The following is a 24,515-nucleotide window of genomic DNA, read 5'->3' as shown; positions in this document are numbered from 1 at the left end:
TGATGCGCGGGTGCGGATCAGCTTTCGGCTGCAGCCTCGGCGGGAGCTTCGGCAGCTCCGCCTTCTGCGGCCTTCTTTTCCTGCAGAGCAGCAGCCAGTCGGGCCACCTGCGAAGCAGGAGCGTTGAACAGGCCTGCGGCCTTTGCCAAGTTGCCCTTCATCGCGCCGGCAAGCTTGGCCAACAGGATCTCGCGGGACTCGAGGTCCGCGATCTTGTTGACCTCGTCCACGGACAGCGCAGCGCCGTCCATGTAGCCGCCCTTGATGATGAGCGCCTTGTTGTCCTTAGCGAAGTTCTTCAGAGCCTTCGCAGCATCGACGGGCTCGCCCTTGATGAATGCAATGGCGGTCGGACCGACGAAAAGGTCATCAAGGCCCTCGACGCCCGCCTCAGCAGCGGCACGCTTGACCAGGGTGTTCTTGGCGACGGAGTAGGTGGCACCTTCTCCGAGAGCGCGTCGCAGTGTCGTGATGTTGCCCACCGTCAGACCACGGTATTCCGTGATCACAGCAGCGGTCGAACCCTTGAACTGCTCGGTGATCTCCGCAACCGCGGAAACCTTCTCAGGCTTTGCCATACTTCGCCTCCTCTCATGACAGTCGTTATCCCACTTCGGAACCGCTGCGTGCCGCCGGAATCCCGGAGCACACAATCCACGACATGCAAAACGCCCCGGTGCAGGGCACACGGGGCGTGAAAGGAAACGATGCAGCCTGGGCGCGAGCCCACAACCGATACGCATCCCCCTACCTCGTCCTCCTGCGTGGGCCGCCGGACATTCCCGGACTTTCAATCACACCCTTGCGGGAGCGATCACCAACGGTCTTGGGTAGAACATGATTTGGGGTGAAGTTCAAATACTGCATTGAACTCCGCAGCACAGATTACGGCATGGCCTGCACAACCGCCAAATCGCGGCCGCGCCCCGCTTGGCGGAAGTGATCGGCGTCACTCCGTTGCCGCGGTGTGGTTCAACAGACTGAAGCCGCATCCAACTATCTGTTACGCGACGTTACATGTATGAGCTAGCTTTTGGTCATGACAATCCTCGAAGCCCGGGCCGTCGTGGCCGGGTCCCGGACGCGCCGCTTCCTCGCGCTTGCCGTGATCTGCCTGGCCGAACTGCTGGTCGTGCTCGACAACACCATCGTCAACGTCGCCCTCCCGTCGATCGGTGTCGAACTCCGCACCAGCGTCAGCGGCCTGCAGTGGGTCGTCGACGCCTACACGCTGACGTTCGCAGGCCTGCTCCTGGCGTTCGGCAACCTCGGCGACCGCTACGGTCGTCGCCGCGTCATGGTCATCGGCCTGCTCGGCGTCGCCGTCATGTCGGTCGCCGGCGCCAACGCCGAGAGTCTGGGGCAGGTCATCGCGGCCCGCGCGGCGATGGGTGTCTTCGCGGCCGCCGTCTTCCCCGCGACCCTCGCCCTCGTCATCAACATCTTCACCGACGTGCGGGAACGGGCGCTGGCCATCGCCGCCTGGACCGCGATGGCCGGATTCGCGATCGCCATCGGGCCGATGGCAGGCGGGTGGCTGCTCGAGCATTTCAGCTGGCACTCCGTTTTCTGGATCAACGTGCCGATCGCCGTGGTCGCGGCGGCAGCGACACTGCTCCTGGTGCCGGAATCGCGCGCCTCCGTCATCGGACGGATGGACCTCGTCGGAATCGCCGCCTCGATCGCCGGAATCACCGTCCTCGTGTGGGCGATCATCGAAGCCCCTCACCACGGGTGGACGTCGTCCGTCACGTTGGGCGCCGTCGCCCTCTCGATCGCGGTCCTGATCGGATTCGTTCTCTGGGAGCTGCGCACCGACCACCCGATCCTCGACCTGCGGCTGTTCCGCAATCGCAGGTTCTCCCTGCCCGCCCTCGCGATCGCCATCGGGTACTTCTCGATGTTCGGCTTCCTGTTCCTCATCACGCAGTACTTCCAGGGCGTCCGGGAGTACACGCCGTTCGAGTTCGGTGTCGCGTCGCTGCCGTTCGCGGTGTCGGTGGCGGTCGGCGCCCCCGTCGCCACTCTTCTGGCGCAGCGAATCGGGACGACCCCGGTCATCGTGTTCGGCCTCCTCCTCACCGGTGTCGGCCTGTACCTCGGCGGTCAGGTGGCCGTGGACAGCAGCTACCTGACCGACGTCCTCCCGTCGATGGTGTCGATGGCGCTCGGTTTGGCCATCGTGCAGGGACCCGCGACCGAGTCGATCATGGCGTCGCTGCCCCTCGACGAGGCGGGAGCAGGCTCGGCTGTGAACGACACGACCAGGGAGATCGGCGGAACGCTCGGTGTCGCCGTGCTCGGATCGATCGTCGCGTCGTACTACGCGACGACGATGAGTCCGCTGCTCGACCGGATTCCGGCCGCGTTGATGAACGACGACGAGAAGGGGTTCGCACGCGCGACGGTCCTGAGTGTGCTCGAGATCCGGAAACGGGAGATCCCGCCGTTCGTCGAACAGCAGCGTGAGAATCTCATCCTCACCATGAAGACGACGGTCCTGCAGGGCTCGCACACTGCGTCACTCGTCGCGGCGGGCGCCGTGGTGGTCTGCGCGCTCGTCGTCGCGATCTTCATGCCCTGGGCGCCGGCTCGCACGGACTCCGTGATGCTGGCGTGGCGAAAGAAGTCCGGATCGGGAACCGCCGACGAAGACTGAACCCGGAAAAAGCAGTTCGGCCGGTACGGAAGATTTCCGTACCGGCCGAACTGTGTGAAGCGTGACTTACGCGTCGGCATCCTCGAGAAGGTTGCGGGTGCGGTTCGGGTCCACCGGGATGCCCGGGCCGGTGGTGGTCGAAACGGTGACCTTCTTGACGTAGCGGCCCTTCGCGGAGGACGGCTTCGCACGCAGGATCTCGTCCAGCGCGGCGCCGTAGTTCTCCACCAGCTTGGCGTCGTCGAACGATGCCTTGCCGATCACGAAGTGCAGGTTGGCCTGCTTGTCGACGCGGAAGTTGATCTTTCCGCCCTTGATGTCCGCGACAGCCTTCGTGACGTCAGCCGTCACGGTGCCGGTCTTCGGGTTCGGCATCAGGCCACGCGGTCCGAGGACGCGGGCGATGCGGCCGACCTTGGCCATCTGATCGGGAGTCGCGATGGCGGCGTCGAAATCGAGCCATCCACCCTGGATCCGCTCGATGAGGTCCTCGGCGCCGACGGCGTCGGCTCCAGCTGCCTCGGCCTCGGCGGCCTTCTCTCCGACTGCGAACACGATGACGCGGGCGGTCTTACCGGTGCCGTGCGGCAGGTTGACCGTGCCGCGGACCATCTGGTCCGCCTTGCGGGGGTCGACGCCCAGACGGACTGCAACCTCGACGGTCGCGTCCATCTTGCTCGACGACGTCTCCTTCGCCAGCTTCGCAGCCTGCAGCGGGCTGTACAGCTTGTCGAAGTCGATCTTCTCAGCGGCGGCGAGATACGCCTTGCTGCGCTTTGCCATTTCTTCTGTCCTAACTTCTCACCGCAGTGTGTGTCTCGTCTGCGATGGTGAATGGTTCAGTAGTGGTCTGGGCCTGGCCGGCCCTCCCACGCTTTCTTCGACGGCGGTGCCGTCAGTCGATCGCCGACGGTGACGCCGCCGATCGATCAGGGCTGACTCAGCCGTCGACCGTGATACCCATCGAGCGTGCGGTGCCGGCGATGATCTTCGCGGCCTGCTCGATGTCGTTCGCGTTGAGGTCTTCCTGCTTGGTCTTCGCGATCTCGCGCACCTGATCCATGGTCACGGAAGCAACCTTGGTCTTGTGCGGCTCGCCGGAGCCCTTCTGCACGCCTGCAGCCTTGAGCAGCAGCTTGGCAGCCGGAGGGGTCTTCAGCTTGAAATCGAAGGTCCGGTCTTCGTAGACCGAGATCTCGACCGGCACCACGTTGCCGCGCTGGGACTCAGTCGCCGCGTTGTAGGCCTTGCAGAACTCCATGATGTTCACGCCGTGCTGACCAAGCGCGGGACCCACGGGCGGTGCAGGGTTAGCCTGACCGGCCTGGATCTGAAGCTTGATGAGCCCTGCGAGCTTCTTCTTCTTGGGGGGCATCTCGATTTCCTATTTCTTGCTGGGTGTGTTTCTTGCTACTGCAGTGCAAGTATGTGGCGCTAGATCTTCGCGACCTGCGTGAAGGACAACTCGACCGGGGTCTCGCGACCGAAGATCGAGACCAGGACCTTGAGCTTCTGCTGCTCGGCGTTGACCTCGCTGATGCTGGCGGGCAGCGTGGCGAACGGGCCGTCCATGACGGTGACCGACTCGCCGACCTCGAAGTCGACCTCGATGAGCGGCTTCGCGAAGCTCTCTCCGCCGGTCTCCCCCGCCGAGACGGTTGCCGCGGCGGCCTGCTTCTTCTGCTCCTGCTGCGGGAGCAGGAACTTGATCACCTCGTTGAGGGTCAGCGGGGACGGACGCGACGTCGCACCGACGAATCCGGTGACGCCGGGCGTGTTGCGCACGGCTCCCCAGGACTCGTCGTTGAGATCCATGCGGACCAGGATGTAGCCGGGCAGAACCTTGCGGTTGACCTGCTTGCGCTGGCCGTTCTTGATCTCGGTGACCTCTTCGGTGGGAACTTCCACCTGGAAGATGTAGTCGCCGACGTCGAGGTTCTGGACACGGGTCTCGAGGTTGGCCTTGACCTTGTTCTCGTAGCCCGCGTAGGAGTGAATGACGTACCAGTCACCGGGTGCGCGGCGCAGCGCGGCCTTGAGTTCCGCAACGGGATCCTCGGGCTCTTCGGCGGCCACAGCCTCGTCGGTGGTCACAGCCTCATCAGCGGTCACAGCCTCGTCGACAGGCGCCTCGTCCGCGACGATCTCGTCGGCCGGGGCGTCCTCGGCAACGTCGTCACCGACGATTTCCGCGGCTTCGGTGCCCTCCTCGGCAGCCTCGACATCCACTTCGGCTGCCGCCTCGGCAGAAACACGCTCTTCGGCCAAAGCCTCATTCGTGTCGTTCTCGGGGGTGCTCACTGGGGCACTCGCTTCCTCTCGTCACTCACATACTTCGGATCCACCGGGGCGGATTCCGTCAACCGAACAACCAGGTGACGCCCTTGATGACCACCAGATCCAACACGCCGATGAACGTCACCATGAACACCACGAAGACCAGGACGACGCTGGTGTAGGTGATCATCTGCTTGCGATTGGGCCAGATGACCTTGCGCAGCTCGGCGATGACCTCGCGGAGGAACCGGCGCAGGCGCTTGAAGATGTTTTCCTTGCGCGGCTTGTCGGCGCGATCCTTCTTCGCCGGCTTGACCTTGGTGGCCGTGTCCGACTTCGAGAGTTCCGGTGACTTCACGGAACTCGCGGCGACCTCGGTACCTGCCGGTGAACGACGGCCCTGGCGCTTACCGCTGGGCTTTCCCGAGGGAGTGGCGGAACGCGTGGTGGTGGCGTCGGCCGCGGTGTCGTCGGCACCGTCCGGGCGCGTCGACCCTGAAGTGTCGCCGTCGCGCTTGGCGCGCTCCTCGCTCACGTCGTTCCTCTCAGTCGCTGGCATCCGGGGGCAGGGGCGACAGGACTTGAACCTGCAACCTGCGGTTTTGGAGACCGCTGCTCTGCCAGTTGAGCTACGCCCCTTTGGTCGGGAGACCTGGTCCGAAACTAGCCTCGAACCAACTCTTGACCGACCTCTCTGTGATTACATGACACGCGCGCCACCCTTGCCGGCCGTACAGCACCGTAGGGCAGCGCGCAGCGCTGAGTAATCCCAGAAATCTCAGTGTACTTCAAAGCCCCGGAACAAACCCAATCCACCCGGCTGTCAGGCCAGACGGACCGTTGCGGTGGCGCGACCGAAGATCTTCTTTCCCTCGGAACGCGCCACGATCGCGACTACTGCTGTCTTGCTTTCCTCGTCGAGCGACTTCACCTTACCGGTGTACTCGACCTGCGCGGCCTCGTCCTCACGGACGTAGACCGAGCTCGTGAAACGAACGTTGTATTCCTTGACCGCGCCCGGATCGCCGAGCCACGACGTGACGAAGCCGCCGCCGAGACCCATGGTGAGCATTCCGTGCGCGATCACGTTGTCCAGACCGGCGAGCTTGACGACCTCGTCGCTCCAGTGGATCGGGTTGGGATCGCCGGACACGCCCGCGTAGTTGACCAGGTCGCCACGCGTGAGCTTCACGATGCGCTCGGGGAGTTCTTCACCCACCGAGACGTCCTCGAACTTACGAAGCGCCATGCATGATCACGTCCTTGACTGCGTGAGCGATGTTCTCGTCGACCTCGCCGCCGGTACGCGCGACGAGTGTCGTCCAGGTGGTCTGAACCAGTTCGTCGTGCTGATCGGTGACGATGTTCTTGGTGACGATGATGTCGCTGCCGCCCATCTGACGGAACGACTCCAGGTACACGTCACAGACCAGACGGTCGCCGACCTTGATCGGCTTGTGGAACTCGAGCCGCTGGTCGGTCTGGAGAATCTGGCTCGGATCGTAACCGGTGACGATCTCCTTGAAGAGACGTCCCTGAGCGATGATGCCGACAAGCGAGATGAAGGTCAGAGGAGCGAGGAGACCGTCGTAGCCGAGGCCCTTCGCGGCTTCTTCGTCGTGGTGAGCGGGGTGCCAGTCCTGCACGGCACGCGCGTACTCGCGCACCTTCTCGCGTCCGACCTCGTAGAAGTCGTCGACGCGGTAGTGGTGCCCGACCATCGCCAGTGCGTGCGCGGCAGGATCGGCAGGAACAGCCGCGGGCACGTATGCCTCTGTCTCTGTCACAGTGTCAGTCACGCGAAAGAACCTCTTCTACCCTTGACGTCAGCGCGTGAGGGCAGCCTAGAGGACTCCCTTCGCGAACGCAGTCCTAGTTCCGGACCGTGTTACTTGGACTCGCGATGCGACTGGTGAGTTCCGCAGTTCGGGCAGAACTTCTTGATCTCCAGGCGATCGGGGTCGTTGCGCCGATTCTTCTTGGTGATGTAGTTGCGGTGCTTGCATACCTCGCAGGCCAAAGTGATCTTGGGCCGAACGTCAGTCGAGGAGGCCACGGGATGCCTTCTTTCGGGTGAATCTGATTACGAACAATCAGGGTGGATCATGCATATTGTGTAGCGGTGACCGGACTTGAACCGGCGACGCAACGATTATGAGTCGTTTGCTCTACCAACTGAGCTACACCGCCTCGGTGTCGAGTGTCGCGCACTAGGCGCTCCACTTCAATCCAGCGAGCCCCCTAACGGAATCGAACCGTTGACCTTTTCCTTACCATGGAAACGCTCTGCCGACTGAGCTAAGGGGGCGTGCTTTGCTCGCACATCGCTGCGCGCTGAAGCCTTGACGAGATTACACAGAGTTCGCGTCCAGAACCAAATTGCCTGGTCAGCGGCTTTCACATGCCGGTGCACCCGACAGTTCGGCCGGCGACCATGCTCGAGACCCGCGATCGAGCTCCAGGATCACGCCGAAGTCCGCCCAGGCGGTCGCGAAGAAGGCCGTCCAGGACATCGACTGGGACGCGAAATTCGATGGACCCGACGACCGGTCGGCATCACCGCATACATGGGCGCCCCGTCTCGTCCACGAACGACAGAACCCCGGTGAGCTGTCGCTCACCGGGGTTCTGTGTGTGGCAGATGTAGGATTCGAACCTACGTAGGCATAAGCCGACGGATTTACAGTCCGCTCCCATTGGCCGCTCGGGCAATCTGCCGGGGTTGCACGAGGAGCGCGAAATCTATGCGAAATCGCTCTCCGCTGCGGAAAGAAGAATACAACGAACGGCCCCCCGTTTTGCAAACCGGGTGGATACGGGCGGTTGCGAACCGATAGCGTCGAATCTGCTCGCCGGCATTCGGCGAGCCCCCGGCCGGGTCGCGGCGGGGAGAACTAGACGAAACCGGGAGTGTGAAGTGGCTGATTCGTCCTTCGATGTGGTGAGCAAGGTGGAGCGTCAAGAGGTGGACAACGCCCTGCATCAGGCCGGCAAGGAGCTGTCGACCCGGTTCGACTTCCGGAACACGGGAGCATCGATCGAATGGTCCGGCGAGGAAACCATCACCCTGACGGCCGACACCGAGGAGCGACTGCTCGCCGCCCTGGACGTCTTCAAGGAGAAACTGATCCGGCGTGACATCTCCCTGAAGGCGTTCGACGCGGGCGAGCCGGCGCAGTCCGGAAAGATCTACAAACTGTCCGGCAGCCTTGTCCAGGGCATCACCACCGAGAACGCCAAGAAGATCACCAAGAAGATCCGCGACGAGGGCCCCAAGGGCGTCAAAGCGCAGATCCAGGGTGAGGAGCTGCGGGTGAGCAGCAAGAAGCGCGACGACCTGCAGGCCGTGATCTCTCTGCTGAAGGGCGAGGACTTCGGGATCGCGCTGCAGTTCGTGAACTACCGGTAGGCGCTCCGCACCCGTGCGTGGTTGACGAGTCCCTGCACTCGTCAACCACGCACGGGCGGCGAAGCCGACTACATGCCCGCCATGCGCTCGAGCCGCTCGATCCGGTCGGCCATCGGCGGGTGGGTGGAGAACATCCGGCTCATCTTCTCGCCGGTGCGGAACGGGTTGGCGATCATCAGGTGCGACTGCGCGGCGAGCTGAGGCTCCGGCGGCAGCGGCGCTGCCTGAGTGCCCTGCTCCAGCTTCCGAAGCGCGGACGCCAGCGCCAGGGGATCGCCCGTGAGCTCTGCGCCCGACTGGTCGGCCTGGTACTCCCGGGAGCGGGACACCGCGAGTTTGACGACGGTCGCGGCGATGGGCCCGAGCAAAGACACCAGGAGCAACGCGATCGGGTTGGCGCCCTGTCCCCCGCCGCGCCCGCCGAACATGTTGGCGAACATGGCGAAGTTCGCGAGCCCCGACACGACGGCGGCCATGGCGCCGGCGACGGAGGAAATCAGGATGTCGCGGTTGTAGACGTGCGACAGCTCGTGTCCGAGCACGGCCCGCAACTCTCGTTCGTTGAGAATCTGCAGAATGCCGCTCGTGACGCAGACCGCGGCGTGGCGCGGACTGCGCCCGGTGGCGAAAGCGTTGGGCGCGGACGTGGGGCTGATGTAGAGACGCGGCATCGGCTGGTGCGCGGTGGTGGCCAGTTCCCGGACGATGCGGTAGATGACCGGTGCCTGCACCTCGGTGATCGGCTGGGCGTGCATGGCCTTGAGCGCCATCTTGTCGCTGTTGAAGTACACGTACGCGTTCATTCCGACGGCGAACACGATCGCCAGCAGCAGAATCGTGGGGTTGCGGAACAGCGCGCCGATGAACACGATCAGCGCCGACATGCCGACCAACAGAACCAGAGTCTTCGCCCCGTTTGCGTAGCGCACGTCACGCCTTCCTTGTCGTTGACACCCGATCACGTCGCCCGAGTTTCGGGATCTTGATCATTCAACGAAACACGGTGGCGGGACGGTTCCCGCACGGACGACGAGAAATCGGGTGAAGACGAGTTCAGGAATGACGATACGGCTCAGCCGACGCGCTCGATCGTGTAATCGACGAGCTTCACGAGGGCGTCGTTGGCGGGCCCCTGCGGCAGCTCGGCGAGCTGCGCGCGTGCCTGGACCGCGAACTCCTCCAGCTTCGCCTTGGCGGCGGCCATGCCGGGTGACCGTTCGAGGAGCGCGAGCGCCTCCGCGACGTCGTCGTCGTTGGTGACGGGGCCGTCGAGGAGCACCCGGAGGCGATCGGCGTCGGGTCCCTCGTCGCGCAGCGCGTACAGGACGGGCAGCGTATGGACGCCCTCACGCAGGTCGGTTCCGGGTGTCTTGCCGGACTGCGCGGACACCGAGGAGATGTCGATGATGTCGTCGGAGATCTGGAAGGCGGTGCCCACGGCGTCGCCGAGACGTTCGAGCCGCTTCACGTGGTCGGCGTCCGCGCCGGAGAAGGTGCCGCCGAAGCGTCCGCACGCCGCGATGAGCGAGCCCGTCTTCTCCCACACGACCTTGAGGTAGTGCTCGACCGGATCCTGCTCGCCGCGAAGCCCGATCGTCTCGCGCATCTGACCGGTGACGAGTTCGGCGAACGTCTCGGCGATGATGCGCACCGCCTCGGGTCCCAGCGTCGAGACGAGACGGGACGCGTGCGCGAACAGATAATCGCCGGCGAGGATCGCGACGCTGTTCCCCCACCGCGAGTTCGCGCTGGGTGCACCGCGGCGCATCGACGCCTCGTCCATCACGTCGTCGTGGTACAGCGTGGCGAGGTGGACCAGCTCGACGACGGTGGCCGCCGTGACCACCGACGGGTCGGAGGCCTTCGGTCCGAGCTGGGCGGTGAGCACCGTGAACAGCGGACGGAAACGCTTGCCTCCCGCCTTCGCGAGATGCAACGCCGCCTCGGTGAGGAAGTCCTCCCCGTCGGAGAGCTCACTGACCAGCAGTTCCTCGACTTGCTTCAGTCCTTCACGGACCGTGGCAGCGAGCTGCGGGTCGCCGAGATCGATCCCGGCGACCGTAGTGCCCACTACAGCGTCGGCAGCGGTGTGTGCTGCGCCCTCGGTGCTCACGTTCTCAGTACCCATCCTGTCGTCAGTGACGGCTCGGTTCCCGCGCCGTCGGTGGCGGCTCGGCTACCACGGTAGTGAACCTAGCGGTTCCGCTGCCCGTCGGCCTCGCCGCGGTCGCATAGCGAAGCCTGACAGGATGTAGGTGTGGTCGCAGCAGAACAGTCGCCCGCGGGATCCCCGCTTCCCACCGCCACCGATGTCCTGGTCATCGGTGCTGGTCCGGCCGGTTCCTCGGCTGCCGCGTGGGCGGCTCGCGCGGGACGTGACGTGGTCCTCGCCGACGCGGCGGTGTTTCCCCGCGACAAGACGTGTGGCGACGGACTCACTCCGCGTGCCGTCGCCGAGCTCGACCATCTCGGTCTCGGCGACTGGGTGCGGTCGAAGGGAACCAACCGCGGACTGAGGCTCAGCGGGTTCGGTCAGGAGCTCGAACTCGAGTGGCCGGGCAGGTCGTTCCCGGCCGTCGGCAGCGCGGTAGCCCGCACCGAGCTGGACGACAGGATCCGTGCGACCGCCGTCGACGCCGGGGCCGTCATGGTGCAGGGCGCCAAGGCGATCGGCGTCGAACGGGACGGCGACCGGGTGACGGCGGTGACGCTGAAGACTTCCGACGGAACCCACACCATCGGCTGCCGGACACTGATCGTCGCCGACGGCGTCCGGTCCACACTGGGCAAGCAGCTGGGCCGTGAATGGCACCGGGACACGGCCTACGGTGTTGCCGCCCGCGCCTACATCGCCACCGACCGCAGCGCCGACCCGTGGATCACCTCGCACCTCGAGCTGCGGGACGGAGCAGGGACGCTGCAGTCGGGCTACGGCTGGGTCTTCCCCCTCGGCACCGGGGAGGTGAACATCGGCGTCGGCACCCTCGCCACCGCCAAACGTCCGGCCCCGGGTGCGCTACGCCCGCTGCTCGACCTGTACACGGCGCAGCGGCGCGACGAGTGGAAGTGGGACGGCGAACTGCGTGCCGTCGCGTCGGCATTGCTGCCGATGGGCGGTGCGGTGTCCCACATCGCGGGCCGGAACTGGGCAATCATCGGCGACGCGGCGGCGTGCGTGAATCCGTTGAACGGCGAGGGCATCGACTACGGGCTCGAAGGCGGTCGCCTGGTCGCGGAGATCCTCGACGCCGACGACCTGACGGAGCTGTGGCCCGCGATTCTCCGGGAACGGTACGGCCGGGCGTTCTCCGTGGCGCGGCGACTCGCCGGGCTGCTGACCGTCCCCCGGGTTCTGCCCGCGTCCGGTCCGGTGGCCATGCGGTCCCGTGCGCTGATGACCGTCGCGGTCCGGGTCATGGGCAACCTCGTCACCGAGGAGGACAGCGACCTCACCGCCCGCGCGTGGCGGGCGTCCGGTCTGCTGTCGCAGAAGGTCGACTCGCGACCGCTGTTCGGCTGACGTTCAGCGGGTGGCGCGGTGCAGGGCCACCACACCGCCGGTGAGGTTGCGCCACTGCACGTTCCGCCACCCGGCGGCCTCGATGCGCAGCGCGAGCTCCTGCTGGGTCGGCCAGGCGCGGATGGACTCGGCGAGGTACACATAGGCGTCGGGGTTGCTGCTGACGGCGCGCGCGACCCGCGGCAGCGCCCTCATCAGGTACTCCATGTAGACCGTGCGGAACGGCCCGAACACCGGAGTCGAGAACTCGCTCACGACGAGGCGTCCGCCGGGTTTGGTGACGCGGGCGATCTCGCGGAGACCGGCCTCGAAGTCGGAGACGTTGCGCAGCCCGAAGGAGATGGTCGCGGCGTCGAACACGGCGTCGGCGTAGGGCAGGTGCATCGCGTCGCCCGCGACCATCGGGACGTCGCGTTCACTGCCGGCCTGCAGCATCCCCTTGGAGAAGTCGGTGGCCACACACCACGCACCCGACCGTCCGAGCTCGACGGTCGACACCCCGGTCCCCGCCGCGAGGTCGAGAACGCGCTCCCCCGGCTTCAGTGCCAGGGCCGAGCGCGTCGCCTTGCGCCAACTGCGGTCCTGACCGAACGACAGGATCGTGTTGGTGAGGTCGTAGCGCTTCGCGACGCCGTCGAACATCGACGCGACCTCATGCGGATCCTTTTCGAGCGACGCCCGCGAACCGTGTGTAGTTGCCACGCCCGAAACGCTACCAACCGCGCCCGGCGCCGATGTCGGCGCCGGGCGCGGTGGCGCGGCGGTCACTTCTTGGAGACCCGCACGAGCTTCTTGTTGACGAATTCGTCCATTCCCCACGGACCGAGTTCGCGCCCGACCCCGGAACGCTTGACGCCGCCGAACGGCAACCCGGGAAGCGTGGTGCCGTGCTCGTTGACGAAGGCCATGCCGACGTCGAGCCGGTCGGCGACCTCACGTGCCCCGTCGAGGTCGGTGCTCCACACCGAACCGCTGAGACCGTAGGAGGAGGAGTTGGCGAGTTCCACCGCTTCGTCGGCGGTGGCGACCTTGTAGACGACGCCGACCGGCCCGAACAGTTCCTCGCTGTACGCCCGCATCTCGGGGGTCACGTCGACGAGCAGGGTCGGTTCGACGTACGAGCCGGGGCCGTCGATCTTCTTCCCGCCGGCGAGGAGTGTCGCGCCCTTGGCGATGGCGTCCTCGATCTGCTCGATCAGCGAATCCGCGGCGCTCTGTGAGGACAGCGGCCCGAGGACGGTCTTCGCGTCGAGCGGGTCGCCGGTCGGGGTGGCCTTGAAGGACTCGGCGAGCTTCGAGACGAACTCGTCGTAGTTCGGCTCGGTCACGATGAAACGTTTGGGAGAGTTGCAGGCCTGGCCCGCGTTGGACAGGCGGGCACGGGTCGCGGTCTTGACCGTGGCGTCCATATCGTTGGTGTCGAGGACGACGAACACGTCGGACCCACCGAGTTCGAGCACCACTTTCTTGAGGTTGCGACCCGCCGTCTCGGCGACGCTGGTCCCGGCCCGCTCGCTGCCGGTGAGCGAGACCCCCTGAACACGCGGATCCGCGATCATGTCGGCGATCTGCTCGTTGGTGGCGAACACGTTGATGTACGCGTCCTCCGGGAGACCGGCCTGCCGGAAGATCTCCTCCATCAGCAGTGCCGACTGCGGACAGTTCGGGGCGTGCTTGAGCAGCACGGTGTTGCCGAGCATGAGGTTCGGCGCCGCGAAGCGGGCGACCTGGTAGTACGGGTAGTTCCACGGCATCACGCCGACGAGCGCACCGATCGGCCTGCGGTAGACCACGGATTCGTCCGCGCCCGGCACGTCGAGCCGTTCCGCCTCGAGCAGCGCGGGGCCGTTGTCGGCGTAGTAGCGGTAGATCGCCGACGAGAGCTTGACTTCGCCCTTGGCCTCCCGGACGGGTTTGCCCATCTCGAGGGCGATCATCCGCGCCAGTTCGTCTTCGCGCTCCGCGTAGAGATCGGCGGTTCGGCCCAGAATCCGGGCGCGTTCCTCGGCGGCGGTCGTCCGCCAGTCGAGATATCCGTTGTGGGCGCGGGAGAGCGCCGACTCCACTCCTGCATCGTCCAAGGTCGTGAATTCCCGGACGGTTTCACCGGTCGCGGGATTGACAGTCTTGTACTTCGCCATACTGCGGGCAACCACGAGACAGCCTCTCGAATTCCCCACCGGAATCGATGCGGTGGTCAGGCCGCCCGGGACTCGCGAAAGTCCCGCCCGCCCACAACCGCCGCGTAGTGACCCAGCAGCTCGTCGCAGATCGCAGGCCACGTGCGGTGCAGCACCGACTGCCGGGCGGCCTCACCGAAGCGGGCGCGCATGCGACGGTCGCGCAGTGCGTCGACGGCGCTCGGCAGCAGTTCGCCGAACCGGTCGACCGGAAGCAGGTAGCCGTTGCGGCAGTGTGCGACCAGATCGCGCGGTCCCCCGGCATCCGGTCCGATCACCGGCACCCCGCTGGACAGCGCCTCCTGGACCGCCTGGCAGAACGTCTCGTGCTCGCCCGGGTGGACGAAGACGTCCAGGCTCGCGTAGGCCTCCGCGAGCTCCACACCGCCGAGCTGGCCGGTGAACACCGCATCGGGCATCAACCGGTGCAGGCGGGCCCGCTCCGGACCGTCGCCGACGATCACCAGCCGGACCCGCTGGTCGCCGGCGAGTGCGGCGAGCCGCTCGACGTGTTTCTCGGGCGCGAGCCTGCCCACGAATCCGACGACCAGCCGGTCCGAGCCGCCCAGCCAGGAGTCCCGCAGACCGGTGCTGCGCCGGGACGGTGCGAATCGAGCGGTCTCCACGCCGCGCGCCCAGCGGTGGACCCGCGGAATCCTCTGCTCGGCGAGCGCCTCGACCGCCGACGTGGACGGTGCGAGGGTGCGGGTGCAGCCTCGGTGGATGCGACGAGTCCAGGCCCACGCCGCGCGGCTGGTGAGGCCGAGGCCGTAGCTCTCGGCGAAACCCGCCACGTCCGTCTGGTACACCGCGACCGTGGGAACGTCGAGCCGGTGCGCCGCACCGAGCCCGCCCGCCCCGAGGAGGAACGGCGACGCCAGATGCACGACGTCGGGGTCGAACGCCCGCAGCGCGGCGGTGAGTCCGGGCTGCGGCAGACCCACCGGGAGCGAACTGACCTTCGGCACCATCACCGCGGGCACCCGGTAGACGGGTACGCCGCCGTGTTCGGTCGGCGCGGACGTCTGCGATCCGACCGTGTCCGGGGCGACGACCATCGCCTGGTGTCCGGTGCGCTGGAGGTGGTCGAGGACCCTCAGCACCGAGTTGGTGACACCGTTCATGTTGGGAAGAAACGATTCCGCGACGATGGCTACTCTCACGCGCTCAGCGTGGCAGTGCTCGTGGTCACAGCAGCGAGATCGACGTGACCGTCGCGCGAAGTTCCGGGGAACTCAGGATGACACGGCCTGCTGGGCCTCCGCGGAACTCTCCCGCCGCCGCAGGTACCAGATCGCCGGTCCCGCGATCAGCCAGGTCACGACGATCAGCGAACCGGCGGGGACGACGGCGACGCTGGCGTCGCGTCCGGACACCCGCACCAGGTCGGGGTCGCTGCGGGCGTACTCGACGTCGATGCGCTGCCCCACCGTGAGCTTGGTCGGGTACAGCACGCCCAGTTCGGGGTTGTGCGTGACCCCGTCAGGGGTGACGAAGCTGATGGCGGACCGCAGCGAGCCCGCCGACAGCACCTCCGCCGTGGCCACGCCCCGGTCGGATTGGATGGTGTGGTCGTTGCGCCAGGCGGCCAGCACGAGGAGCACGGCCAGGACCGAGATGCCGATCGCCGTCACCAGCACCCCCCGCCGGACGCGCCGCGACACCCGCGCATTCACAGTTGTGCCCGCACCGCGGCGTGCAGTTCGCGCAGCCCGGAACGTTCGGTGGTCACCTCGAGGACCCGGATGCCGCGGTCGCCGGGCGCCTCGGGCGCGCTCAGCCGCGTCGACAGCTCACCCAGACCCACCAGGTGATGCTCCACCCGGTAGGCGGCGCAGAGTGCGGCGAGATCCATCCCGTGCGGAGTACCGAAGACGCGCTCGAACACCCCGGCGTACTGCGGATCGCCCTGCTCGAGCAGCTCGAAGATGCCGCCACCGTCGTCGTTGGCCACCACGATGGTCAGGTCCCGTGGCCGCGGTTCGCCCGAACCGATGAGCAGCCCGGACGCGTCGTGCAGGAACGTGAGGTCGCCGAGCAGGGCCACCGTCCGTCCCTCCTCGTAAGCCAGTGCGGCCCCGACGGCCGCCGACACGGTGCCGTCGATGCCGGCGACACCCCGGTTGGACAGCACCCGGATCTTCGGCGCCGGATAGCTGACGAGCGCGGCGTCCCGCACGGGGTTGGACGCCCCGAGCAGCAACTGGTCACCGTCGGTCAGGGCGTCCATGACGGCGGCCGCCACGTGGAGTCCCGTCGCCTTCGGGTGGGCGGCGAGCTGTGCGCGCACCGCCTTGTCGGTGTGTTCGGACAGCGTGCGGCACCGGTTGATCCAGGCCCGGTCGGGCTCACCGGACACGACCGCCCGGGTTCCGGTGGCGAGCACGTTGCCGGACACGTCGGGCCAGCGGGGGCCGGTGGTGAGCGCGTAGACGGCCACCGCCGGATCGGCGAGGACCTTCGACACGGACCGGTGGAGAGTGGGGCGTCCGGTGATGACGGCCTGCCGCGGTTTGAGCTGCGGCAGCGCCATCGGATGCACCGGAATGCCGTGCAGGGGCGCGGTCGGCTCGGCGACCGTCGGAAGTCCGGCGAGTTCGGGCCGCAGCGCGGACCCGTGCCCGGAGATCACGATGGTGTCTGGGGTGAGGTCGAGGTCCATCGGCACGTCGAGCGTCGCGTGCTGGGTGGTGGTCCACGCGGCCCCACCCGGTCGTCCCTGCGGGACCGGACCCTGCGCGTGGACGTCGGGGACGAGCGGTTCCCGGAGCGGGATGTCGAAGTGCACGGGACCGGCGTTGCCCGACCTCGTGCCGCGCGCTGCGGCGAGGACCCGGCACACGGCCGAACGCCACTGGCTGTTCTGCCCGGCATCGTCCTCCGCCAGGCCCAGGCTGATGGTCGCGCGCACCTGGCTGCCGAACAGTCCGAGTTGCTCGATGGTCTGGTTGGCGCCCGTGCCGAGCATCTCGTACGGGCGGTTGGCGCTGAGCACCACGAGCGGCACCCGGGCGTAGTTCGCCTCGAGGACCGCGGGTCCGAGATTGGCGACCGCGGTGCCGGACGTCATGACGATCGGGACGGGGCGCTTACCGGCCACGGCCAGGCCGAGTGCGAGGAATCCCGCGGTGCGTTCGTCGATGCGCATGTGCAGACGCAGCCGGCCCTCGAGATCGGCGGCCTGCAGGGCGAACGCCAGCGGCGCGTTGCGCGAACCCGGGCAGAGCACGACCTCGCGTACTCCCCCGCGGACCAGTTCGTCGACGACCGCGGTGGCTTGTGCAGTGGACGGGTTCACGACATCAAGAGTGTCAGATACTCCGGCAACCCCGTCCGGCGACCTCGCCGGGTGAGTTCACGGCCACATCGCGGGCGCTGACACCATGAACGCATGCGCACTCTCTTCGATCCCGCCGAGCTTCCCCCACACCGCATGTATCAGGTGCTGACCGCCTCCATCGTGCCCCGGCCGATCGCGTGGGTGTCCACGGTGTCGGCGGACGGGGTGGCCAACCTGGCGCCGTACAGCTTCTTCTCGGTGTCGAGCACCCACCCGCCGGTGGTGCAGTTCACCTCGGTCACCCGGAAGGACAGCCTCCGCAACATCGAGGCGACGGGAGAGTTCGTGATCAACCTGGCGACGGAGCCGCTGATGTCGACGGTCAACGCCAGTTCCGCCACGTACGACAGCGAGGTCGACGAGTTCGCGGCGCTGGGCATCGACACCGAACCCAGCGAACGGGTCCGTCCTGTGCGGGTCGCAGGTTCGCCGGTCGCCATCGAATGCACCTTGCACCAGGTGATACCTGTCGGTGATTCGTTCGTGGTGATGGGCGACGTCGTCACGGTCGCGGTGCGGCAAGAGTCGCTCGCCGACGACGGACTTCCGGACTTCGCGGAACTCGCCCCGCTCAGCCGCCTCGGCCGCAACGAGTGGGGCCTGCCGCCGAAGGTCGTGATGCTCGACCGCCCGCGTCGCCCCGCGTAACCGATCGATTGGTTAGGCTTACCTGACAAATCGCACCGCTATCCGGGGGAGTAACCAACGCCATGGCTCAACGCAGCAAGTTCGTCAAACCTCAGAGTCGCCGGATCGCGTCCGCACGAGTCGTCGCAGGCAAGCAGATCAGCCCGAACTTCGTCCGCGTCACCATCGCGGGCGAGGAACTCGACTCCGTCAGCCCGATGGGGTTCGACCAGTGGTTCCGGATGTTCATCCCCCAGCGGGGACAGAGCACGCTGCGGCTACCGACCAGCGCGAGCAACCTCTGGTACGCCCAGTACAAGCTGATGTCCAAGGACACCCGGCCGGTCGTGCGCAACTACACGATCCGCGAGATCCGGGTGGCGGGATCGGGAACGTTCGGCGACACCACCGAGATCGACATCGACTTCGCCTCGCACGGCGACCTCGGTCCCGCGTCGGCGTGGGCCAATTCGGCCGCGGCCGGTGACGAGGTGGCGATCCTCGACGAGGGCCTGATCTACAACCCGACGCCGGACGCCGAGTGGCAGCTGCTGGTCGGTGACGAGAGCGCGCTTCCCGCCATCGTCGGGATCCTGCGATCGGCACCGCGGGACCTGCGGGCCGAAGTCTTCGTCGAGATTCCCGATGCCGAAGACGCTCAGGAAGTTTCGGTGGGTGACGGCGTGAACGTGCACTGGCTGGTGCGCGAGGACGCCGATGCCCGTCCGGGAGTGCTCGCGCTCGACACCGTGAAACAGGCGCAGTTGCCGACCGGGCCGTCCTACACGTTCGTGGCCGGTGAGAGCGAGCTGACGACGGCGTTGCGACGCCACCTCGTGAACGAGCGCCACATCCCGAAGGCGAACATCTCGTTCACCGGGTACTGGCGCCACGGCCACGCCGCCAACTGACCACAGGTGAGTGGCCAAGCACGCCGGGGCGCGCCGGGCCACTCACCTGGGTTTCAGTTGGCGTGCTTCTGAACGAGGGCGCCCAGACGCGGAAGTGCCTCGATCACATTCTTCTTCGCCGACGGACGCAGCGACGAGTACACCTTCTTGACAGCACCGCGGTCGCTGCCCTCGATGCGCTCGTCGGTCACACCGAGGAGCGAGTCCGCGACCTCGTCGCCACGCGCGACCAGGTACTCGGAGAATCCGGCCTCACCACTGGCGGTGAAGGCCTGCCAGTACGGCTCGAGCTTGGTGACGAATGCCGGCAGCAGGCCCTCGATGGCGTCCGGCACGATCGACGGTCCCACCTTCTTGACGGCGCCGTATCCACCCTTGAGTGCCAGTCCCGAGGCCCCCGACTTGTCCGAAACCTCCGCGTCGATGAGAGCCTGGACGTCTGCGATGACCGCAGGAACGCGCGACTCGTCGAGCAGGGTTTCGTTCAGAGCTGCAACCACTTTCAATGCCTCCGTATTGACTGAGCGATCAGGTCCGGCCAGACACTATACGAAAAACCGGACTCCGCGTTGTTCGAGCAGGCCATGGCACCGGCGCGCCCGCTCGATCCACCAGCGTGAACGCTCCGCGGACGCGGCGAGAGCCGTGACGCGTTCGACGTCGGGTACCACCGGCTCGACGGTGAGCTCGCCGCCGACGGGTTCGCGGGGGCGGGCCACGTCCGCCTCGAAGAGTCCCCCGGTACCCAGACCGCACGCGAACTGCAATTTCGGGAGGGCGGCGGCAGCGGCGACACCGGCGGCGATGCCGACAGCGGTGTCCAGCGCGCTCGACACGACCACCGGCACACCGTACGAAGACAACTCGTCCGCGAGCGACAGCAGTCGCCGCATTCCCCCGAGCGGGGCGACCTTCACGACGGCCACGTCGGCACCGCCCGCCCGCACGACCTTCAGCGGATCCTCGGCGCGCCGGATGCTCTCGTCGGCGGCCACCCGCACGTCGGGCATCCGCCTGCGGACCTCCACCAGCTCGGGCACGCTCGCGCACGGCTGCTCGGCGTATTCGAGCGGACCGTCGACGGTCAGGGCCCGCAGCGCGGTCTCGGCCTCGTCGACCGACCATCCCCCGTTCGCGTCGACGCGCACGTTCGGAACGAGTGCGCGGACCGCCCGCACCCGCGCGACGTCGTCGTCGAGAGTCTGACCACGTTCGGCCACTTTCACTTTCGCGGTCCGCGCGCCGGGGTAACGCTCGAGCACGGCGGGCACCCGGGCGGCGTCGACGGCAGGGACGGTGGCGTTGATCGGCACCCGCGTTCGCACCGCGGGCGGCGGCCCGAGCCAGGCGTCCTCGATCGCCGACTGCAACCAGTGCGCCGCCTCGTCGTCCGCGTACTCGGGGAACGGCGCGAACTCGCCCCACCCCGCGGGACCGCGCAGCAGCAACGCTTCTCGCGTCGTGATGCCGCGGAACCGCAGGCGCATGGGCAGACTCACCACGACGGCATCGGCCAGGACCTCCTCCACGGAGGGCAGGGACGTCACGAGGTCAGGGCTGCCCGGGCAGCAACTGGAGCATCAGGGCCTCGCAGTCGGCGAGCAACGTGTCGTCCTGCATCAACCGTGCGGTGATGAACGTCTTGCGCCCCTCCACGCGGTCGACGCTGCCCTCGACGGTCAGACGCGTGCCGAGCGGTGTGATCGCGCGGTAGTTCACGTGCAGGTAGGCGGTGCGGCTGATGGGCCGCCCGTACGCGTGGACGATCATGCCCATCAGGTCGTCGAACAGCAGCGGCAGCGTGCCGCCGTGCGCGGCGCCGTTGCCACCGAGGTGGTAGCGCCGGAACATGCCCGCGCTGCGCACGCCCTCGGGCCCGAACTTCTCGATGTTCCACGGCGGCATGAGGAGACTCCCCCGGCCCGGCAACTCGATCGTCCGGCCCGCCGGCGACCGCCCCTCGGGAACGACGTGTGGTCCGAGCAGTTCGGCCAGCTTCTCCACCTGGTCCGCGGCCTGCGTGAGCACGTCGTCCGGGGCGTCGACCGACACCGCGAGGTCCTGCAACGTGCGCATTCCCTCGACGAACCGCGGCCAGTCCGGACCGGGTGTCACCGGCTCGTACTTGGGGAACCCGCCGTGGTGCTCGTACTCGTCGTCGCCCTTGCCGTCGAGACGGGTGACGTCGGCAGCCTGTTCGCTCATACCTGCACGGTAAACCCGGGCAAAGTCCTGCGCGCGCGGACACCCGTCAACGGCACCCGATAACCTCGGAGCCGTGACTTTCAACCCGCAGCACTGGCGACCGGTTCCCGGTTTCGAGAACCTGACCGACATCACCTACCACCGGCATGTCACCCAGGGAATCGTCCGGGTGGCGTTCGACCGTCCCGAAGTGCGCAACGCCTTCCGCCCGCACACCGTCGACGAGTTGTACCAGGCGCTCGACCACGCCCGGATGACGTCCGACGTGGGCGCCGTGCTGCTCACCGGCAACGGTCCGAGCCCCAAGGACGAGGGCTGGGCGTTCTGCTCCGGCGGCGACCAGCGCATCCGCGGACGCAGCGGATACCAGTATGCGGAGGGGGAAACCGCGGACACCGTCGACAAGGCCCGCGCCGGACGTCTCCACATCCTCGAGGTCCAGCGGCTGATCCGGTTCATGCCGAAGGTCGTCATCTGCCTCGTCAACGGCTGGGCCGCAGGCGGCGGTCACAGCCTGCACGTGGTGTGCGACCTGACGCTCGCCAGCCGCGAACACGCCCGTTTCAAGCAGACCGACGCCGACGTCGGCAGCTTCGACGGCGGGTACGGCAGCGCCTACCTCGCCAAGATGGTCGGCCAGAAGTTCGCCCGCGAGATCTTCTTCCTCGGTGAGACGTACACCGCGGAGGAGATGCACCAGATGGGCGCCGTCAACAAGGTCGTCGACCACGCCGAACTCGAGGACGTCGCGATCGACTGGGCCACCAAGATCAACGGCAAGTCCCCGCAGGCCCAGCGCATGCTCAAGTACGCGTTCAACCTGCAGGACGACGGCCTCGTCGGTCAACAGCTGTTCGCCGGGGAGGCAACTCGCATGGCGTACATGACGGACGAGGCAGTCGAGGGCCGCGATTCGTTCCTCGAAAAGCGCGAACCCGACTGGAAGCCGTACCCCTGGTATTTCTGAGCGCCTACGTGTACTCGACCGCCATGCGGTCGATGGTGCCGTTGAACGGGAACGGCGCCCGGTCGTAGTAGTCCAGCGACACCGGGGAACCGAGGCAGGTACCGACGTCGAGACAGTCGTTTGCTGTGAACAGCAACGGCACGCTCACCGGCACCTGCCCCTCCCCGACGACACTGCCGTCGACACAGAGCTTCACGTTCAGCGGGCCACCGGGCCGCGCCTCGACGAACTCCGTGACCACCTGCACCGTGCGGGTGCCCGGCGGTATCGGCACGGTCGAACGAATCTTGGTGCGCATCAGGATGAACAGGTTGTACTCGTAACAGAGGTAGCCGTCGTCGACGAAGCACGTGAGTCCGCCGGCGTTGCTTCCCAGTGCGTAGAGCACTCCGCTCGGATTCTCCGGCGCGGAGAGGTCGAGGGTGACCCGGTTGTTCTTGTTGCCCAGCGCGGGAGCACAGAACTCGGGCATGCGGATCGTGTCGCCGGAGAACTCCCAGCTCGTGTACGGCGTCGTGATCCGCTGTTCGGGATGCAGTGCGATGACCCACAGCCCGCCGCCGATGGGGAGCGCATTGTTCTTCGCGGCCTCGATCGCGAACAGTTCCCGCAGTTGCGCCAGCTTCTGGGGATGCTGCTCGGCGAGGTCCCGATTCTGGGTCCAGTCCTCGTCCAGGTTGTAGAGCTCCCACGTGTCGTCGTCCGGGCTCCAGTCGCGGATGCCACCGGGCACACCCGCCGCCCAGGGTGCGCGTGGCCCGAACGCGGACGCGATCCAGCCGTCGTGGTAGATCGCCCGGCTGCCCATGATCTCGAAGTACTGGGTGAGCTTTCCCCCTGTCGCGCCGGGTTCGACGAGGGTCTGCGCGAAGCTGGCGCCGTCCACCGGGTCCTGCGGAACACCGTTCACCGTCCGCGGCGGGGTGATCCCGACGATGTCGTACAGCGTCGGCACCACGTCGTTGCAGTGCAGGAAATGCGTGCGGGGTGCCGGGTCCGGTGTCACCTTCGCCGGCCACCGCACGACCATCGGGTTGCGGGTGCCACCGAGATGGGACGCCAGCAGCTTCATCCCCTTGTAGGGTGCGCTGCCCGCCCACGCCCAGCCCGCGTGATACATGTTGTCGGTCTTCGGTGACCCCAGGACGTCGAGGCCACCGAGTTCCTCCAGTGCCGCGATGTGCTGCGCCGGTGTGGTCGGAATGCCGTTCTGCGCCAACAGTTCACTGATCGTGCCGTTCTGCCCCTCACCGGACGAGCCGTTGTCGCCCCAGATGTACAGGATCAGGGTGTCGTCCCGGTACCCCAGACGGTCCAGCTCGTCGAACAGCCTGCCCACCTGGACGTCACAGTGTTCGGCATACCCGGCCGCGACCTCCATGAGCCGGCGCTGGAACGGTTTCTCGTCGTCGGGGATCTCGTCCCATGCGGCCATCGTCGGGTCGCGGTCGGTCAGCTCCGCTTCGGGGGGAATCCATCCCTTCTCCTTCGCCCTCGCGAAGACCCGCTCCCGGTAGGCATCCCAGCCGTCGTCGAACTTCCCTGCGTATTTGTCGGCCCACGGTTTCATGATGTGGTGCGGTCCGTGCAGGCAGCCGCTGGCCCAGTACATGAAGAACGGTTTGTCGGCGTCGAACGCCTTGTGCCTGCGCAGCCAGCCGATGGCGTCGTCGGCGAGATCCTCACTGAGGTGGTAGCCCTGCTCCGGGGTCTTGGGAGGCAGCACCACCGTCGTGTTCCGCACCAGGTTCGGCTCGTACTGCGACGCCTCTCCGGCGAGGAAGCCGTAGAAGTACTCGAACCCGAGACCCGTCGGCCAGTTGTCGAACGGACCGGCGGCGGTGGTCTCCTCGGCCGGCGTGTTGTGCCATTTCCCGAATGCGGCAGTGCTGTACCCGTAGTGGCGCAGCACTTCGGGCCCCGTCGCGCTCGACCTCGGGATGTGGCCGGAGTAGCCGTCCCAGTCGTTGGCCAGCTCGGCTATCTGCCCGTTCCCCACGCGATGGTGGTTGCGTCCGGTCAGCAGTGACGCCCGGGTCGGGGAACACATTGCGGTCGTATGGAATCGGTTGTACCCGACACCGTCCTGCAACATCGCGTCGAGCGTCGGGGTGTTCACCTCACCGCCGAGGCCGCTCGGCAGACCAGGCCCGGCGTCGTCGATGAGGACGATCAGAATGTTCGGGGCGTCGTCGTGGAGCCGCCGCTCCTTCGGACGGGGGCTGTACACCGACTCCTGCATCGTCCGGCCGGCGATACTTCCCGACGGCGTCGGCGGGAACGGTAACGATTCGCCACCCGGTATCGGCTCACCTGTCACGCTCGAACTCATGGCGCAGTCCCCTCGTCGTCCGACGCTGTGAATCCAGTCCAGCACCGGACGGTCGCGCGCGAGTAGACCCTCGGAGGGTGAAATACGC

The 24,515-nt window shown here is 67.0% G+C and carries 25 protein-coding genes and 4 tRNA genes; 6 read left to right on the top strand and 23 right to left on the bottom strand.

Going from position 1 to position 24,515, the window contains the following annotated elements; translation table 11 throughout:
- Positions 1-17: 17 nt before the first annotated feature.
- The gene (rplJ, locus tag CJ177_RS17370) at positions 18-578 is read right to left on the bottom strand and encodes a 50S ribosomal protein L10 (RefSeq protein WP_005252102.1); all 561 of its coding nucleotides are present in this window, start codon (positions 576-578) and stop codon (positions 18-20) included.
- Between the two features lie 461 nt (positions 579-1,039).
- On the opposite strand from rplJ, the gene CJ177_RS17365 reads away from it, so the two are divergent.
- Positions 1,040-2,659 carry an MFS transporter gene (locus tag CJ177_RS17365; RefSeq protein ID WP_095868176.1) on the top strand — a complete coding sequence of 540 codons (1,620 nt, stop codon included), beginning with the start codon at positions 1,040-1,042 and terminating at the stop codon, positions 2,657-2,659.
- A 66-nt stretch (positions 2,660-2,725) separates the two neighbouring features.
- Here the strand turns inward: CJ177_RS17365 and rplA are convergent, their stop codons facing one another.
- From rplA to CJ177_RS17310, 11 genes are all read right to left on the bottom strand, one after another.
- On the bottom strand, positions 2,726-3,442 hold the full coding sequence (gene rplA, locus CJ177_RS17360) for a 50S ribosomal protein L1 (protein ID WP_005252097.1): 717 nt from the start codon (positions 3,440-3,442) through the stop codon (positions 2,726-2,728).
- Positions 3,443-3,599: 157 nt separating this feature from the next.
- A complete protein-coding gene (gene rplK, locus CJ177_RS17355; RefSeq protein WP_005252095.1) occupies positions 3,600-4,034 on the bottom strand; it encodes a 50S ribosomal protein L11 in 435 nt (144 codons plus the stop codon).
- A 59-nt stretch (positions 4,035-4,093) separates the two neighbouring features.
- A complete protein-coding gene (nusG, locus tag CJ177_RS17350) occupies positions 4,094-4,960 on the bottom strand; it encodes a transcription termination/antitermination protein NusG (RefSeq protein WP_025433125.1) in 867 nt (288 codons plus the stop codon).
- Positions 4,961-5,018: 58 nt separating this feature from the next.
- Positions 5,019-5,471 (bottom strand): preprotein translocase subunit SecE, encoded by a 453-nt coding sequence (secE, locus tag CJ177_RS17345; RefSeq protein ID WP_061044604.1) that lies wholly within the window; start codon positions 5,469-5,471, stop codon positions 5,019-5,021.
- Between the two features lie 31 nt (positions 5,472-5,502).
- Positions 5,503-5,575 (bottom strand) — tRNA-Trp (locus CJ177_RS17340).
- Between the two features lie 184 nt (positions 5,576-5,759).
- Positions 5,760-6,185, bottom strand: a complete 426-nt coding sequence (gene hadB / locus CJ177_RS17335; RefSeq protein WP_005252091.1) for a (3R)-hydroxyacyl-ACP dehydratase subunit HadB — start codon at positions 6,183-6,185, stop codon at positions 5,760-5,762.
- Positions 6,172-6,735: a (3R)-hydroxyacyl-ACP dehydratase subunit HadA gene (gene hadA / locus CJ177_RS17330; RefSeq protein WP_005252090.1), complete on the bottom strand. Its 564-nt coding sequence runs from the start codon at positions 6,733-6,735 to the stop codon at positions 6,172-6,174. The genes hadB and hadA overlap by 14 nt, the downstream gene beginning before the upstream one ends.
- Positions 6,736-6,824: 89 nt before the next feature.
- On the bottom strand, positions 6,825-6,992 hold the full coding sequence (rpmG, locus tag CJ177_RS17325; protein ID WP_005252089.1) for a 50S ribosomal protein L33: 168 nt from the start codon (positions 6,990-6,992) through the stop codon (positions 6,825-6,827).
- Positions 6,993-7,053: 61 nt separating this feature from the next.
- A tRNA-Met gene (locus tag CJ177_RS17320) sits at positions 7,054-7,126 on the bottom strand.
- Positions 7,127-7,171: 45 nt separating this feature from the next.
- Positions 7,172-7,244: transfer RNA gene (locus CJ177_RS17315), tRNA-Thr, on the bottom strand.
- A gap of 327 nt (positions 7,245-7,571) precedes the next feature.
- A tRNA-Tyr gene (locus CJ177_RS17310) sits at positions 7,572-7,654 on the bottom strand.
- 199 nt (positions 7,655-7,853) lie between these two features.
- On the opposite strand from CJ177_RS17310, the gene CJ177_RS17305 reads away from it, so the two are divergent.
- Positions 7,854-8,345: a YajQ family cyclic di-GMP-binding protein gene (locus CJ177_RS17305; protein ID WP_005252088.1), complete on the top strand. Its 492-nt coding sequence runs from the start codon at positions 7,854-7,856 to the stop codon at positions 8,343-8,345.
- Positions 8,346-8,413: 68 nt separating this feature from the next.
- Here CJ177_RS17305 and htpX read toward each other — a convergent pair whose 3' ends face one another.
- Positions 8,414-9,274, bottom strand: coding sequence for a zinc metalloprotease HtpX (gene htpX / locus CJ177_RS17300; protein ID WP_005252087.1), 861 nt, complete (start codon positions 9,272-9,274; stop codon positions 8,414-8,416).
- Between the two features lie 143 nt (positions 9,275-9,417).
- Positions 9,418-10,473 (bottom strand): polyprenyl synthetase family protein, encoded by a 1,056-nt coding sequence (locus CJ177_RS17295; RefSeq protein ID WP_016882791.1) that lies wholly within the window; start codon positions 10,471-10,473, stop codon positions 9,418-9,420.
- Positions 10,474-10,602: 129 nt separating this feature from the next.
- Here CJ177_RS17295 and CJ177_RS17290 point away from each other — a divergent pair, with 129 nt between their 5' ends.
- Positions 10,603-11,865: a geranylgeranyl reductase family protein gene (locus tag CJ177_RS17290; RefSeq protein WP_095868175.1), complete on the top strand. Its 1,263-nt coding sequence runs from the start codon at positions 10,603-10,605 to the stop codon at positions 11,863-11,865.
- A 3-nt stretch (positions 11,866-11,868) separates the two neighbouring features.
- Here the strand turns inward: CJ177_RS17290 and CJ177_RS17285 are convergent, their stop codons facing one another.
- The 5 genes from CJ177_RS17285 to menD all read right to left on the bottom strand — a co-directional run bounded on the left by CJ177_RS17285 (position 11,869) and on the right by menD (position 17,343).
- Positions 11,869-12,567, bottom strand: a complete 699-nt coding sequence (locus CJ177_RS17285) for a demethylmenaquinone methyltransferase (RefSeq protein ID WP_095868174.1) — start codon at positions 12,565-12,567, stop codon at positions 11,869-11,871.
- Positions 12,568-12,629: 62 nt separating this feature from the next.
- On the bottom strand, positions 12,630-14,006 hold the full coding sequence (locus CJ177_RS17280; protein ID WP_005252080.1) for an NAD-dependent succinate-semialdehyde dehydrogenase: 1,377 nt from the start codon (positions 14,004-14,006) through the stop codon (positions 12,630-12,632).
- A gap of 56 nt (positions 14,007-14,062) precedes the next feature.
- The gene (locus CJ177_RS17275; protein ID WP_095868173.1) at positions 14,063-15,208 is read right to left on the bottom strand and encodes a glycosyltransferase family 1 protein; all 1,146 of its coding nucleotides are present in this window, start codon (positions 15,206-15,208) and stop codon (positions 14,063-14,065) included.
- A 72-nt stretch (positions 15,209-15,280) separates the two neighbouring features.
- Complete coding sequence (locus tag CJ177_RS17270; RefSeq protein WP_095868172.1) at positions 15,281-15,721, bottom strand: DUF3592 domain-containing protein; 441 nt, start codon at positions 15,719-15,721, stop codon at positions 15,281-15,283.
- Entirely contained in the window at positions 15,718-17,343 is a 1,626-nt protein-coding gene (gene menD / locus CJ177_RS17265; protein ID WP_061044607.1) for a 2-succinyl-5-enolpyruvyl-6-hydroxy-3-cyclohexene-1-carboxylic-acid synthase, read from the bottom strand. The genes CJ177_RS17270 and menD overlap by 4 nt, the downstream gene beginning before the upstream one ends.
- Before the next feature lie 93 nt (positions 17,344-17,436).
- On the opposite strand from menD, the gene CJ177_RS17260 reads away from it, so the two are divergent.
- Positions 17,437-18,033, top strand: coding sequence for a flavin reductase family protein (locus tag CJ177_RS17260; RefSeq protein WP_005252074.1), 597 nt, complete (start codon positions 17,437-17,439; stop codon positions 18,031-18,033).
- 62 nt (positions 18,034-18,095) lie between these two features.
- The gene (locus CJ177_RS17255) at positions 18,096-18,923 is read left to right on the top strand and encodes a siderophore-interacting protein (protein ID WP_005252073.1); all 828 of its coding nucleotides are present in this window, start codon (positions 18,096-18,098) and stop codon (positions 18,921-18,923) included.
- A 53-nt stretch (positions 18,924-18,976) separates the two neighbouring features.
- On the opposite strand, the gene CJ177_RS17250 is transcribed toward CJ177_RS17255, so the two are convergent.
- From CJ177_RS17250 to CJ177_RS17240, 3 genes are read right to left on the bottom strand one after another with little or no spacing between them, the layout of a single operon-like run.
- Positions 18,977-19,423 carry a hypothetical protein gene (locus tag CJ177_RS17250; RefSeq protein ID WP_005258295.1) on the bottom strand — a complete coding sequence of 149 codons (447 nt, stop codon included), beginning with the start codon at positions 19,421-19,423 and terminating at the stop codon, positions 18,977-18,979.
- A gap of 45 nt (positions 19,424-19,468) precedes the next feature.
- A complete protein-coding gene (locus tag CJ177_RS17245; RefSeq protein WP_025433126.1) occupies positions 19,469-20,470 on the bottom strand; it encodes an o-succinylbenzoate synthase in 1,002 nt (333 codons plus the stop codon).
- Positions 20,471-20,474: 4 nt separating this feature from the next.
- A complete protein-coding gene (locus CJ177_RS17240; protein ID WP_005252070.1) occupies positions 20,475-21,128 on the bottom strand; it encodes a PaaI family thioesterase in 654 nt (217 codons plus the stop codon).
- A gap of 73 nt (positions 21,129-21,201) precedes the next feature.
- Here CJ177_RS17240 and CJ177_RS17235 point away from each other — a divergent pair, with 73 nt between their 5' ends.
- A complete protein-coding gene (locus CJ177_RS17235) occupies positions 21,202-22,095 on the top strand; it encodes a 1,4-dihydroxy-2-naphthoyl-CoA synthase (RefSeq protein ID WP_005252069.1) in 894 nt (297 codons plus the stop codon).
- A 4-nt stretch (positions 22,096-22,099) separates the two neighbouring features.
- On the opposite strand, the gene CJ177_RS17230 is transcribed toward CJ177_RS17235, so the two are convergent.
- Complete coding sequence (locus CJ177_RS17230; protein WP_095868171.1) at positions 22,100-24,427, bottom strand: arylsulfatase; 2,328 nt, start codon at positions 24,425-24,427, stop codon at positions 22,100-22,102.
- Positions 24,428-24,515 lie beyond the last annotated feature (88 nt).

The organism is Rhodococcus sp. ACPA1, from assembly GCF_002300195.1.
Classification (GTDB): Bacteria; Actinomycetota; Actinomycetes; order Mycobacteriales; family Mycobacteriaceae; genus Rhodococcus_F; species Rhodococcus_F opacus.
The sequence above is the reverse complement of the archived record's forward strand: the minus strand, read 5'-3'. Positions and strand labels throughout refer to the sequence as shown.

What these genes read in the sequence shown, in the direction of transcription:
- rplJ (WP_005252102.1), bottom strand. Translation starts at nt 578, where the DNA reads ATGGCAAAGCCTGAGAAGGTTTCCGCGGTTGCGGAGATCACCGAGCAG.
- CJ177_RS17365 (WP_095868176.1), top strand. Translation starts at nt 1,040, where the DNA reads ATGACAATCCTCGAAGCCCGGGCCGTCGTGGCCGGGTCCCGGACGCGC.
- rplA (WP_005252097.1), bottom strand. Translation starts at nt 3,442, where the DNA reads ATGGCAAAGCGCAGCAAGGCGTATCTCGCCGCCGCTGAGAAGATCGAC.
- rplK (WP_005252095.1), bottom strand. Translation starts at nt 4,034, where the DNA reads ATGCCCCCCAAGAAGAAGAAGCTCGCAGGGCTCATCAAGCTTCAGATC.
- hadB (WP_005252091.1), bottom strand. Translation starts at nt 6,185, where the DNA reads ATGGCGCTTCGTAAGTTCGAGGACGTCTCGGTGGGTGAAGAACTCCCC.
- CJ177_RS17295 (WP_016882791.1), bottom strand. Translation starts at nt 10,473, where the DNA reads ATGGGTACTGAGAACGTGAGCACCGAGGGCGCAGCACACACCGCTGCC.
- CJ177_RS17280 (WP_005252080.1), bottom strand. Translation starts at nt 14,006, where the DNA reads ATGGCGAAGTACAAGACTGTCAATCCCGCGACCGGTGAAACCGTCCGG.
- CJ177_RS17260 (WP_005252074.1), top strand. Translation starts at nt 17,437, where the DNA reads ATGCGCACTCTCTTCGATCCCGCCGAGCTTCCCCCACACCGCATGTAT.
- CJ177_RS17255 (WP_005252073.1), top strand. Translation starts at nt 18,096, where the DNA reads ATGGCTCAACGCAGCAAGTTCGTCAAACCTCAGAGTCGCCGGATCGCG.
- CJ177_RS17240 (WP_005252070.1), bottom strand. Translation starts at nt 21,128, where the DNA reads ATGAGCGAACAGGCTGCCGACGTCACCCGTCTCGACGGCAAGGGCGAC.
- CJ177_RS17230 (WP_095868171.1), bottom strand. Translation starts at nt 24,427, where the DNA reads ATGAGTTCGAGCGTGACAGGTGAGCCGATACCGGGTGGCGAATCGTTA.